The organism is Streptomyces sp. NPDC127595, from assembly GCF_042671685.1.
Classification (GTDB): Bacteria; Actinomycetota; Actinomycetes; order Streptomycetales; family Streptomycetaceae; genus Streptomyces.
In genome coordinates this window covers 391,408-404,118 of sequence record NZ_JBHXWK010000007.1, presented here as the reverse complement: position 1 = coordinate 404,118, position 12,711 = coordinate 391,408, and the positions used below count along the sequence as shown (strand labels likewise).

Below are 12,711 nucleotides of genomic sequence, written 5' to 3'. Positions count from 1 at the left end.
GGACGACGCCAAAGGCGCCGTCCCCCGGGTGCGGGTGGGGTTGTGGGGGCAGGGCTCGGAGTTCAGCGCCTGTAGCGCACTTGCTGGCGTACCGCGTGCATGACGTCGATCTCGCGTGCGACATCCACATGGAGGTCGTCGACGTATGTGAGTTGGACCCGCGAGCCGTACCTGCCGTACGCGTAGGCGATCGTGGTCGGCGCCCCGCTCTGCATGTACCCGGCGATATTGGGCTCGGCCCGGATGTCCTGGACCTCCGTCCAGTCCAGCCGCGTCCGTCGGACGAAGGCACGTACCTGGATGCCGTGAACGTCAACGACGGTTCCGATCCGTTTGACCGCCAGGTACAGCCAGCCGAAGAAGGGGACGACGACGGCCCAGATCAGTACCTTCACCCACCCCGGTATGTCCTCGTCCATCAGGGGCAGGAGCGGGGCGACGACCCCCAGGAACCCCGTTCCGACGATGAAGCCCGCCGGTAGTCCCGATCTTCGGTACACGCGCCGCAGTTGTTCCTGGCTCATACGCACTCCCCCTCATCCACCGACTCCGTCGGCTCCGGCTCCCCGCCGGACACAGCAGTCTAGGTGTCGGGCCACATATCGAACAGTAGTGCTCTGAGTGCGTACGGCGACATCGCCGAGGCCGGTCTCCCGGCCGGGTCCCTGTGACGCACTGTCCCGGTTTCCGTGGCTCGTGCCTGTCTGTTCTGCTCGTACCTGTCTGTTCTGGCGGGAAGCCGCCAGGGCGCCTTCCCGCCAGGTTCCGTCAACTCCGGGGCGGCGCAAGCGCCCCGACACTCTTCGCAGCACCAGGGCATGCCGCCGGCGAAGAGAGGGCGATGATGACCAGAGGACCAGCGAGACGAGGGGCGGCGCTGTTGTCGGCCGGTCTCGTGATCGCCCTGCTGCCCGCGGGGCAGTCGACGGCGGCCGTATCGGAGACCGCGCCCCGGGCGGTGAGCGCCGCCCGCACGGTCACTCTCGTCACCGGCGACAAGGTGACCGTCACCGACCTCGGCGGCGGCAGGAAGACGGTCACCGTCGAGCGCCCCAAGGGTGCCACCGGCGCGGTGCGCACCCAGGTGGCGAACGGCGCCGTCACCGTCGTACCGGACGAGGCGCTGCCGTATCTGCGGGCGGGCACCCTGGACCGGCGGCTGTTCGACGTGAGTGAGCTGATACGGCAGGGGCTGACCGACCGGCAGACGGACGCGCTGCCGCTGATCGTGACGTACGAGAAGAAGGCGCGGTCGCTCACCCCGCGCGGCGCCGAGCGGACGCGTGCGCTGCCGAGTATCGACGGCGCGGCCGTCGACGCGGACAAGGGCCGGACCTTCTGGCGGGCGCTGACCGCCCAGGACGGCATCGACAAGGTGTGGCTCGACGGGCGCGTCACGGCCGACATGGCCGAGAGCAACGCGCAGATCGGTACGCCGGCGGCGTGGCAGGCCGGGCTCACCGGGAAGGGGGTCACGGTCGCCGTCCTCGACACGGGGGTCGACGCCGGGCATCCCGACCTCGCCGGACGGGTCTCGGCGACCAGGAGCTTCATCGAGGGCCAGGAGGTCGCCGACCGCAACGGGCATGGCACGCACGTCACTTCAACCGTGGGCGGAAGCGGCGCCGCCTCCGAAGGGCTGGAGAGGGGTGTCGCGCCCGGGGCCACGCTCGCCGTCGGCAAGGTGCTCAGCGACGAGGGGTCGGGGAGTGAGTCGCAGATCATCGCCGGCATGGAGTGGGCCGCGCGTGACGTGCGCGCCGATGTGATCTCCATGAGCCTCGGCTCGACCGAGGCGAGCGACGGTACCGACCCCATGGCCGAGGCGGTCGACACCCTCTCGGCGGAGACCGGCGCCCTCTTCGTCATCGCCGCCGGCAACACCGGCGCCCCGTCGTCCATCGGCTCACCCGGCGCCACCGGCTCCGCGCTGACCATCGGCGCGGTGGACTCCGCCGATCAGGCCGCCTACTTCACCAGCGCGGGCCCGCGCTTCGGCGACAACGCCCTCAAGCCCGACCTCTCCGCGCCGGGCGTCGACATCCTCGCCGCACGCTCCCAACTCGCGGACGGCGAAGGCTATTACACGAGCATGAGCGGTACGTCGATGGCGACGCCCCATGTTGCGGGGGTGGCCGCCCTGCTCGCCGAGAAGCACCCCGACTGGACCGGCGCGGAACTCAAGGACGCGCTGATGTCCACGTCCGTGCAACTCGACACATCCGCCTATCTGCTGGGCTCCGGACGGGTGAGCGTGCCGGACGCGATCGGCGCGGCGGTCACCGCCACCGGCAGCGCGGACCTCGGCTCCTACAACTGGCCGTACGAGGCGAACGAGCCCGTCACGAAGACGGTGACGTACACCAACTCCTCTGATGCGGCAGTTGACTTGAGCCTTGCCGTGCAGGGCGCTTCTGACGGCGTCGCGACCCTCGGCGACTCCACGCTCAGCGTGCCGGCGCACGGGACGGCGGCCACGACGGTGACGGGCGACGGCGGCAAGGCGGCCGTGGGCAACACCTCCGGGCAGATCGTCGCGTCCGTGGCCAGCGCGCCCGTCGCGCACACCGTGTTCGGGCTGGTCAAGGAGGAGGAGCGGTACACGCTCACCGTGCACGTCAAGGACCGGGACGGGGCCGCGACGGCCGCCGATCTGGTGGTGCAGCAGCTCACGGCGGGCGTCGACCCGACCTGGGAGCCGGTCGGCGACTCCGGCACCGTGAAGCTCCGCCTGAGGCCGGGGACGTACAGCCTGAACACCTTCCTCGACGTGCGCGGTGGCAATGGCACGGACTCCCTCGGGCTCGGCTTCCTCGCGGCGCCTGAGGTGACTCTCGACCAGGACCGCGAAGTCACCCTCGATGGACGGAAGTTGAGGGAGATCGAGGCGAAAGTCGACCGGCGGACGGAGACCCGGCAGCTGCTGATGGAGTACGACCGGCAGGCGGGTGGGGCCGACCTGTTCGGTGCCGTCCAGGTGCCGGTGAAGTACGACAGTGTCTTCGCCGCGCCCACCGCCGAGGTCACGCAGGGCAGCTTCGAGTACCGGACCGTGTGGCGGCTGGGGAAGCCGCTCCTCGAGGTCAAGGGCGTCCGTGAGGCGGTCGCCCAGCCGGGCGCCACGCTGATCGAGGGGCGCAGCAGACTGCCGTTGGTCGATGTCGGCGAAGGTCCCTTCACCGGGGTCCGGGGCAAGGCCGTCCTCGCGCGGCTCGGCGACGGCGTCGAGCCCGCCGCGCTCGCCCAGGCGGCCCAGGACGCGGGCGCCAAGGCGCTGTTCGTGTCCGATGACTCGGCGGGCCGCCTCAACGCCTGGTTCGGGACGGACGACTACGCCGACCGGCCGTTGCAGGTCGCCACGGTGAATGCCGCGGACGCCGCCAGGCTGCGGGCGGCCCGGAGCGCCGACATGACGGGAACCCTCAACACGCCTTATGTGTACGACCTTTCGGAGGGGCATGCGGGGGCGATCCCGAGCGGGGATCTGACGTATGAGCCCGGTGCCCGTGAACTCGCCGTGCTGGACACCAGGTTCCACGCCGACAAGGCCGCCGCGGGCGGCGAGTTCCGCTACTCGATCACCGACAGCTTCCCCATCGGGATCGGCTTCAAGGAGCGGATCGACTACCCCGCCGAGCGGACCGACTATGTGTCCACCGGCGCCGGGCAGTTGTGGCATGAGTCCGTGGACCTCGGGGACAGCGCGCTGGAGGAACGCAGCGGGCTCGTCCGCTACCGCGGGGGCACGCGTCCCGGCCTCGACTGGTTCAAGCCCGTCTGGCATCCATGGCTCGGTACCGGGCTCGGCTGGGGACAGCAACGCCAGGGAAACCAGATCCAGTTGAACACCCCCGGCTGGGGAGACTCCGGGCCCGACCACACCGGCTTCGGCGACGTGTGGAGCGGGGGCAACGGCATGACCCAGTCCACGGCGGTGTACCAGGACGGTTCGCCGGTCGACCGGCGAACGGGCTCCGGCGCGTACGTCTGGGACGCGCCCGCCGACGAGCACACCTACCAGGTCGTCACGGACACGACGCTGGACGCGGAGCGCTGGAAGCTGTCCACCGAGGGCCACTCCGAGTGGACGTTCAGGTCGGCGGCCACACCCGGGGACCGCTGGACCTTCCTGCCGCTCATCAACCTCGGCTACGACGTCGACACCGACCTCGCGATGTGCGCGGGGGCAGCCGGGTGCCGGTGGGGGTCTACGCCGAGTACGTGAAGGGCGCGGCGGGCACGGGCGATATCCGGGGCGGGAAGCTCGAAGTGTCCTACGACGACGGGAAGACGTGGCGCGCCGTGCCGCTGACCGGCCGGGGCGCTTCCTGGAAAGGGACGCTGACCGTGCCGCGTGACGCCGGGTTCGTGTCGCTGCGGGCGTCCGCGAGGGACGACCGGGGTGGGTCGGTGAAGCAGGAGATCATCCGGGCGGTGGGGGTGCGGTAGCCGGCCCTGGGGGCTTCTGTGCGCCGAGGGCCCCCTTTGTGCAGGCGGCCCCTTGTGCAGGCGGCCCCTTGTGCCGGCGGCGCTGGCTCCCCTTGGGAGGGGGGAGCCGGCGTCGTCCTATTCGCTGACGATGCCCCGGACGACCCCGAGGTCCAGCAAGTCCTGCGGGCGGATGCGGAGTTGGTCCGCCGTGGCCCGCACCTCACCTGCCGGGCGCTTGAGGATCGCGGCCGCGAGCTCCGGCGCGATGACCGAGAAGTAACTGTCCGGCGTGGCCCAGGTGTTGCCGGGCGCGGCCAGTGCGAGCGCGCCGCCCGAACCGCCCTCGCCGATCACCAGCGTGGTGACCGGCGTACGGGCCGTCGCGACCGCGGCGAACAGGTCCGCGATCGCCGAGCCCGCGCCCTGCCGCTCCGCTTCGGCGTCGTTCGCGGCGCCCGGGGTGTCCACCAGCGTCAGCACGGGGATGCCGAGTCGGCCCGCCAAGCGGATCAGGCGGGCGGCGGTGCGATAACCGGCGGGGCGGGTGGCCGTCCCGCACTGGGCGGCGTACGCGATGGTCCGCCCCTCGTGCGAGCCGAAGCCGCACAGCATGCCGGCGTCGGTGCCGCCGCAGCGGTCTCCGCTGATGGTGGTGCGGTGGGTGAAATAGGCGTCCAAGTAGGCGGAGGCGCGCGGGCGTTGAGGGGAGCGGGCGCGGTGGACGGCGTCCCAGCCGGTGGTGGGGAGGTCGGGGGGAGGGGCTGCAGTCGCCGCCGGGGGGCCGGTGGCGGGGAGGTCGAGAGCGGCGGGGGTAGTCGCTGGGCTGGTGGTGGGGAGGTCGGGGGCGGCGGGAGTGGTCGCTGGGCTGGTGGTGGGGAGGTCGAGCATGCCGAGGGCGGCTGGAGGGGGTGCGGGGTCCGTCGAGGGGCTGGTGAGCAGCTCCAGCCAGCGGGCCAGCGTCTGACGTAGGTCTTCCGGCGGTACGACGGCGTCCACGGCGCCCGCCGTCACCTGGGCCTCGGCGGTGTACGCCGCCGGGTCCGCGTCGGGCGGCCGGACCCGGGAGCCCGCGAAGCCCACCTGGGCGCCGGGCAGCGCGAGGGTCACGTCGGCGCCCGCGCCGAGCGTGGCCCAGCCGCCGCCCGTCGTCGGGTCGCGCAGTACGGCGATCTGTGCCGTCCCCGCTTCCCGGGTGAGCGCCGACTGCCGTGCCACGCGCTGGAGTTGGGTGAGCGCGAGCATGCCCTCCTGCATCCGGCTGCCGCCGGTCGCGACGAGGGAGACGAGCGGGAGACGGTGCTCGCGCGCGTAGGTGTACGCCGCCTCCAGCCGGTCGCCGGTGCGCTCGCCGAGCGAACCGCCGAGGAAGGCGAACTCGAAGGCGATCAGTACGGCGGGGGTGGAGCCGATGGTGGCGCGGCCGCAGACGACGGACTCGTCCTCGCCGGTACGGGTGGCGGCGCGGGCGCGCGAGTCGTCGTACCCCTGCCAGGACAGTGGGCCGTCGGGCTTGAAGTCGCCGACGGGGGAGGCCAGTTCGCTGAACTCGCCGTCCGTGACGAGCGCGATGGCCTCGCGGGCCGTGAGGCGTTCAGTCATTGCTCTTCCTCAGGGCCCGCTTCAGGATCTTGCCCATGTCGTTGCGGGGCAGGGCGTCCAGGAAGTGGACGACGCGCGGGCGCTTGTGCGGGGCGAGGCGGCGGGCCACGTGGTCGGAGAGTTCCGGGCCGAGGGCCGCGGGGGCGGGGGTGCTGAGCGGCACCACCCAGGCGACGATCCGCTCGCCGAGATCGTCGTCGGGTTCACCCGTGACGGCCGCCTCGCGCACGGCGGGGTGTTCAAGGAGCGCGTTCTCGATCTCACCGGCACCGATCTTGTAACCGCCGCTCTTGATCAGGTCGGTGGCCTTGCGGCCGACGATGCGTACGTAGCCGTCGGCGTCGAGGGTCGCCATGTCGCCGGTGCGGAACCAGCCGTCCTCGGTGAACGCGGCGGCGGTGGCGTCGGGGCGGTTCAGGTACTCCGTGAAGAGGTTCGGGCCGCGGACCTGGATCTCGCCGACGCGGTCACCGTCGGTCGCGCCGGTCGGTGCGCCGTCGGTGTCGTACGCGGCGATCGTCGACCCGTCCTCCTCGACGAGGCGCAGGTCGACGCCGGGCAGCGGTACGCCGACGGTGCCGGGCCGGGGGTCACCGTCCACCCGGACACTCGTGTTCATCAGAGTTTCCGTCATGCCGTACCGCTCGATGACCCGGCGCCCGGTCGCGGCGGTGATGCGCCGGTGGTCGTGCACGGGCAGCGCGGCGGAGCCGGACACCAGGAGCCGCGCCCGGCCGAGCGACTTGGCCAACTCCACGTCCTCGTCCAGGGCTTCCGCGAGCCGGTGGTACATCGTCGGCACCCCGAACAGCATCGTGGCACCGTCGTTCAGCTCCCGGGCCACGCCCTCCGCACTGAACCGCCCCAGATGCCGCAGCGCCCCGCCGCGCCGCAGCGGACCCAGCACTCCCAGGATCAGCCCGTGCACATGGAACAGCGGCAGCCCGTGCACGAGGACGTCGTCACCGGTCCACTGCCAGGCGTCGGCCAGCGCGTCGAGGGTGGCGGCGATCGCCCGGCGCGGGATGACGGCGCCCTTGGGCGGGCCGGTGGTACCGGAGGTGTAGACGACGAGGGCGGCGGAGTCCTCCGGGACCTCGCGGACGTCCGCCGCCGCACCGCCACCCCCTGGGGTCACCACGACGTCGATCCGTTCCAACTCCCGCAGTGAGTCGGGCAGTTCCACGCCCACTGCGGTCAGCACAACAGACGGCCGGCTGTCGGCCAGGATGTGCCCCAGCTCGCCCTCCCCAGACTTCGGGTTGAGCGGCACGGCGGGCACCCCGGCTAGCAGCGCGCCCACCACACCGACAGCCGTCTCCAGGCTCGACGTCGCCCATACCGCGACCCGCCCGGCCCCACCGAGCCGCCCCGCAAGCACCCCCGCCGCCTCGGCGAGTTCCCCGTACGACAGCGACCGATCACCGAACCGCACCGCAGGCCGCTCCGCGACCGAGCCGCCCACCAGGGCCGGAAAGAGGTGAGACACGCGTACTCCTTGTCAGAGGGACTGCGCAGGGACTTTCTGAGGGGGACCTTCTGGACTGTTCCTACACGATGACGCTCCTGAAGTGGGTGGAGAGTCAGCCGTCCGCGTCCAGGACGTGGAACGCCAGCGCGGGTGGCAGGTCCAGATGGACATGGTCCTGCGGGTGGGCGCGGTGTTCCCACAGGAGGCGGGTGGTGGAGACGACACCCGGCGCCACGAGGAGGGGGGAGCACCGCCAGCGGACGGTCCGGCCTGCCGACCACATGGCCCCTGCCGAGCCGGGCGAGCCCTACCCCTGGCTCCGGGAGTCGTCCAAGGGCGGGGCGAGCGCGCGCAGCGAACTGCTGGAAGTGGCTGAGGTGACTCCTCCCGCGGATGTCGCCGAAGCGGTGCACCTGCCAACGGGCGGCTCGGCACTGCTGCGCGCCCAGTTGCTGCTGATCGACGACGAACCGGCGGAACTGGCGCATTCCTACTACCCGTTGGAGATCGCCCGCGGCACGGCGATGACCAACCGCCGCAAGATCAGGGGCGGTACACCCGCGCTCCTCGCGGACCTCGGGTACCCGCCGCGCTTGAGCGTGGACAGGGTGTCGGCCCGTATCCCCACACAGGAGCAGTACAGGCTCCTGCAACTCCCCGGCGACCTGCCAGTGTTGCGCACGCTCCGCGTCGTACACAGCGACGGTGACCGGCCCATCGAAGCGTCGGTGCTGGTCAAGGCGGGGCATTTGTACGAGCTGCGGTACGAGTTCACCGCCGAGTGAACGTGTGCCGGACTTCTGCGCGACCGTGACGCCAGCGTCGTACACCTGTGGGGCCCGTCGAGGGCGGTCGGCTCAGCTCAGTAGCAGCAACACGGCCAGCGCGATCAGCAGTGAGTCGATTCGGTCGAGGAGGCCGCCCGAACCGGGTAGCCAGCCGGCGGCGTCCTTGGTGTCTGCGCCTCGCTTGATCATCGATTCGAGCAGGTCGCCGGCCGGGCCGCCGACTGCCACCGCGAGCGCCATCGGCCAGGTCGGTACGGAGAGCACCGCGAGTGTGCCGAGGCCGGCCGCGGCGCCGGTGACGGTTCCGCTCCACCGCTTGGCCGGGGAGAGGGGGGACAGTCGCGGGCCGCCGAGCTTTTGGCCGGCGAAGTACGCCACGATGTCGGCGACCGAGACGGCCACGAAGAGCGCGAGTGCGGTCGCCCCCAGCGGCACCAGCGCGGCGGGCAGACTGAGCCAGGCAAGCCCCAGCAGTCCGGCGCCGAGCCGGCGCAGACCGTGTTCGGCGTCGCCCGACAGCAGCGGCACGGCGGCCACCGCGAGTGCCCCGGCCGCGAGCACCCGGGGTACCTGTCCGGGCGCCAGCCAGGCGGCTGCCACCACGGCGACCACCGCCGTGGCCAGCATCGCCCGGTCCGGCCATCCGAGCCGCAGCATCCCGCCGTACTCCAGCACCCCGATGACCCCGACCACGGCGGCGATGACGGCGATGCCCGGGCGGCCCAGCCAGAACGCCCCGACGACCAGTGGCATCCCGAGCGCCCATGCGCACCACCGCACCATCAGCTCACGCCGACGGGAGGCCGCCGCGGCAACTCCCCCCAGTACCAGCGCCCCACCGAGGTAGGGCGCCAGTGCGGCAACGGTGGTCACCGGGTGATCACGTCGGTGTGCACGCGCGGCGACACCGGCCCGAGCGCGGCCCCACCGGATCGCAGCACAGCGGATCGCAGCACATCAAGGGCGGTGCGGTACGCGGACACGATGCGCGCGTTCTCCGTGCTGTCCTTGACGGCGATGCGCAGGGTGCGTCCTTCGTATGCCGTCGACATCGGTGACAGGTCGCGCAGGTACACGTCGCCGCGGCGGCATGCGTGCACGAGCCGGGCGGCGCTCGGCCCGTCGGGCGGCAGTGTCACGGTGAGGAAGTTCGCCACCGACTCCTCGATGGTGGCGGAGCCGTCCACCGCGGCGAGGTCGACGGCCAGTTGACGGCGCAGCGTGTGTGTCTGTGCCCAGCGGTCGGCGTAGTACGACGGATCGCGCAGCGCCGCCACCGCCGCCAGCTGCGCGGGCAGGCCGACCGCCCAGGGCGGGGTCCACCGGCGCAGCTGTGCGGTGACGGCCGGCTCGGCGACCAGGTACGCGGCCCGTACGCCGGACAGCGCGTACATCTTGGACAGCGAGCTGCAGACCACCACCCGAGGGTCGACGCAGGCGAGGTCGGCCAGCGACTCGGACAGGCCGACATAGCCCAGGTAGGCCTCGTCGATCCACCAACGCGTCTTCTTCGGTGAGGCGGTGATCACCGCGCGCAGCTCCGCGGCCGGCAGGTGGCGGCCGGTCGGGTTGTTGGGGTTCACCACGACCACCAGGTCGTAGCGGCCGGACCGGGTGGCAGCGGCCAGCCGCGCCGGGTCGATCCGCCAGCCGTCCGCGCGGCGCAGCGGCAGCCGGTCCACCCGGCACCCGATCACCTCCTGGGTGACATGGGCGTACTCGCCGTAGCTCGGGTCGAGCAGCAGCACGCGGCTCTCCGGGGTCAGCCACCGTCCGAAGGCCCGGAAGATCAGGTCGGACGAGCCGGCGCCGACGGACAGTGCCTCCTCCGGAAGCGCCCGCGCCGTGGCGATCTCGGCCAACAGGCCCTCGGCGCCGGTCGGTGGCGACGTCCGGGCCGTCCAGGCAGGGTCCTCCGCGAGTACCGCCGTTACCTCGGGGGCCGGCGGGAACCAGGCGTCCAGCACATCGGCCGCGACCACCTGACGGCGTCGGTGCAGGCTGCGGAAGTCCGTACCGATGGCGGCGAACGAAGCACCGCCGTGCTCGCAGCCGTCCGCGCGCGGGAGGAACGGCATGTCCAACTGCCAGTCGACACCGGCTCGCAGACGCTCCACCGCGTCGGCGTAGCGGCTCATCGCGGTCCTCATCAGTTCGATGACGGCGCCGGTGAGCACCTCGAACGACAGCGCGCCGGAGTGAACGGAGTGACCGGTCGGCCGCAGTCCGACTGCCTGATACATGTCGAGCAGTTCCCTGCGGCCCATCACCACCACCCGGCGGCCGCCCCGGGAGGCGATCCAGCGCAGTGCGCCGAACATCAGCAGCGGAGCGGCCATGGTGGACCGCCGGCGCGGCTCGACCGTGAGGATGCGTATCTCGAACAGGGCGTCCTCGGTGAGCAGTGGCAGTTCGTGGCGTGTCAGATAGCGTTCGAGCGCGTACCGGCCCGTCCACGGCGGTGTGATGCTGACGAAGCCCAGCCGGTCCGCGCCCCGAGCAACGACCAGGTAGACGCTGTCGCCCTCCAGCGCGTCGCGCAGCCGTCCCGTGGGATCCGGGGCGTGCTGCCCCAACTCCTTTGCGTACACCCGGTGGCGCAGTTCGTGGATCCAGTCGAGATCATCGGGGACCGCACGACGCAACTGCAAGGCATGAGCCACGGAACGCCACCTCTTCGACTTGGGGCTCGGGCCCTCAGTGTGGTTTCGGCGGACCGGGCGCACCTGAGCGATCCGACCCGGGGCGGAGTGAGTACGGGTACTCATTCGCGGTACGAGTTCACCGCCCCGCGAATCTGATCGTTACTGTGCCCCTGTGCTGCCTGACATCGAGTTGACGCCCCCGGAGCGACGGGTATGGGACGCCTTTGCCGAAGGGCGGTGGGTCGACCTGCGGAGTGGCGAGGCTGAGGCCGATGATCCGGTGCGGGGCGGGAGTTGGGGGCCCGAGCGCACCGTCCGGGCGGCTGTGCTGGTCGCGTTGCTGGTGGGCGGTGACGCCGGGCCCTCCGGTGCCGTCGCCGGTCTGCGGCTCGCCGGTGCGCGGATCACCGGGCAACTCGGCCTCGACGGCGCGGAGATCGGCCATGTGCTCTGGCTGGAGCACTGCCGGCTCGAGGAGGCGGTGAGTCTCTACGGGGCGTCGGCTCGGACAGTCCACATCAGGGACAGCTGGGTTCCTGGCGTGGAGGCCGGGCTGGCCCGGGTCCAAGGGCACCTCGACCTGAAGCGTTCGGTGCTGGACGGGGACCGGCTTTCGCTCGTCAACGCTCACATAGCCGGGGAGCTGAACCTCAACGGGACGCGGATCTCCACCCCCGGGGAGTGGGCCGTCTTCGCGGGCGGCCTCGTCATGGAGGGCGGCGTCTTCTGCAAGAACCTCACCACGCGGGGCGGGGTGCGGTTGTTGGGCGCTCAGTTGTCCGGTGGACTGTTCATGCAGGGGGCGCGGCTCAGCAGTCCCGACGGTGTGGCGCTGGCCGCGGACAGCGTGACCGCCGGGACGCTGGATCTGTCGAAGGGGTTCACCGCGGAGGGCACCGTACGCCTCCGCGGGGCCCGGATCTCCGACAACGTGACCTTCGAGGGGGCGACCCTGAAGGGTGCGCGGGGTGGGGAGGAGCCCTCCGTGGTCTGCCTTCTGATGCAGGCCACCGACTTCGACTTCACCGTGGCCGAGACGCCCGAGGGGGCCGTCGACCTGCGGGGCGCCCAGGTCTCGTACCTCTATGAGGGCGAGCACAGTTGGCCGGCCGTGGTGGAGCTGGACGGATTCGTCTATGGGTCCATCAAGATGGTCGAGGGCGGGCGGGCGCGTGAGGCGGTGGGCCGGCCGGAGGCCGTGGTGCGCCGGGTGGGCTGGGTTCGGCGGAGTCCTGGCTACAGCCCGCAGCCGTACGAGCAACTGGCGAGCTGCTACCGGAAGGTCGGCCACGACGACGACGCCCGCCGGGTGCTGCTGGCGAAACAGCGCCATCGACGCCGTACGCTCGGCCCGGCCGGACGCGCCTGGGGACACGTGCTGGATGCCACCGTCGGATACGGATACCGGCCGTGGCTGGCCGGCGTCTGGCTCCTCGGGCTGATCCTGCTCGGCACGCTGGTCTTCGCGGCCGATGATCCGGTGCCGGTCAAGGAGGGCGAGGGAGCCCCGTTCCAGCCCTTCGTCTACACCCTCGACCTGCTGATTCCCATCGGCGGGCTGGGCCAGCGCGCCAACTGGTACTGGGCGGACGGCGGCGCCCAGTGGCTGGCGTACGCCCTGATCGCCGCCGGCTGGGTGCTCACCACGGCGGTACTCGCGGGCGTCACCCGCACCCTGAACAGGAGTTAGCGCCGGGGGAACAGGCGTCCGCGGCGGGCGAACCCGAAAGTCATGGCGCGGCCCGACCGGGGCACGTAGGGTCGGCGGAAGCTGACA

At 71.8% G+C, this 12,711-nt stretch carries 7 protein-coding genes and 2 pseudogenes; 3 read left to right on the top strand and 6 right to left on the bottom strand.

Going from position 1 to position 12,711, the window contains the following annotated elements; all coding sequences use genetic code 11:
• Positions 1-62 precede the first annotated feature (62 nt).
• Positions 63-524, bottom strand: coding sequence for a hypothetical protein (locus ACFVKT_RS24425; RefSeq protein ID WP_385734832.1), 462 nt, complete (start codon positions 522-524; stop codon positions 63-65).
• A 320-nt stretch (positions 525-844) separates the two neighbouring features.
• Between ACFVKT_RS24425 and ACFVKT_RS24420 the strand changes: the two are divergent.
• Positions 845-4,449: pseudogene (locus tag ACFVKT_RS24420) on the top strand (S8 family serine peptidase).
• A 117-nt stretch (positions 4,450-4,566) separates the two neighbouring features.
• Here the strand turns inward: ACFVKT_RS24420 and ACFVKT_RS24415 are convergent.
• The 3 genes from ACFVKT_RS24415 to ACFVKT_RS24405 all read right to left on the bottom strand — a co-directional run bounded on the left by ACFVKT_RS24415 (position 4,567) and on the right by ACFVKT_RS24405 (position 7,784).
• The gene (locus tag ACFVKT_RS24415) at positions 4,567-6,030 is read right to left on the bottom strand and encodes a carboxyl transferase domain-containing protein (RefSeq protein ID WP_385734830.1); all 1,464 of its coding nucleotides are present in this window, start codon (positions 6,028-6,030) and stop codon (positions 4,567-4,569) included.
• On the bottom strand, positions 6,023-7,519 hold the full coding sequence (locus ACFVKT_RS24410) for an acyl-CoA synthetase (RefSeq protein ID WP_385734828.1): 1,497 nt from the start codon (positions 7,517-7,519) through the stop codon (positions 6,023-6,025). Before ACFVKT_RS24410 ends, ACFVKT_RS24415 begins: the two co-directional genes overlap by 8 nt.
• Positions 7,520-7,613: 94 nt before the next feature.
• Positions 7,614-7,784, bottom strand: a complete 171-nt coding sequence (locus tag ACFVKT_RS24405; RefSeq protein WP_385735051.1) for a hypothetical protein — start codon at positions 7,782-7,784, stop codon at positions 7,614-7,616.
• On the opposite strand from ACFVKT_RS24405, the pseudogene ACFVKT_RS24400 reads away from it, so the two are divergent.
• Positions 7,747-8,286 (top strand): annotated as a pseudogene (locus ACFVKT_RS24400) (GntR family transcriptional regulator); the annotation flags it as partial. The gene ACFVKT_RS24405 and the pseudogene ACFVKT_RS24400 sit on opposite strands and share 38 nt — an antisense overlap.
• A gap of 72 nt (positions 8,287-8,358) precedes the next feature.
• Here the strand turns inward: ACFVKT_RS24400 and ACFVKT_RS24395 are convergent.
• The gene (locus ACFVKT_RS24395) at positions 8,359-9,162 is read right to left on the bottom strand and encodes a phosphatidate cytidylyltransferase (RefSeq protein ID WP_385734826.1); all 804 of its coding nucleotides are present in this window, start codon (positions 9,160-9,162) and stop codon (positions 8,359-8,361) included.
• Complete coding sequence (locus ACFVKT_RS24390) at positions 9,159-10,952, bottom strand: aminotransferase class I/II-fold pyridoxal phosphate-dependent enzyme (protein WP_385734824.1); 1,794 nt, start codon at positions 10,950-10,952, stop codon at positions 9,159-9,161. Before ACFVKT_RS24390 ends, ACFVKT_RS24395 begins: the two co-directional genes overlap by 4 nt.
• Positions 10,953-11,106: 154 nt before the next feature.
• Between ACFVKT_RS24390 and ACFVKT_RS24385 the strand changes: the two genes are divergently transcribed.
• The gene (locus ACFVKT_RS24385; protein WP_385734822.1) at positions 11,107-12,624 is read left to right on the top strand and encodes an oxidoreductase; all 1,518 of its coding nucleotides are present in this window, start codon (positions 11,107-11,109) and stop codon (positions 12,622-12,624) included.
• Positions 12,625-12,711: the final 87 nt, after the last annotated feature.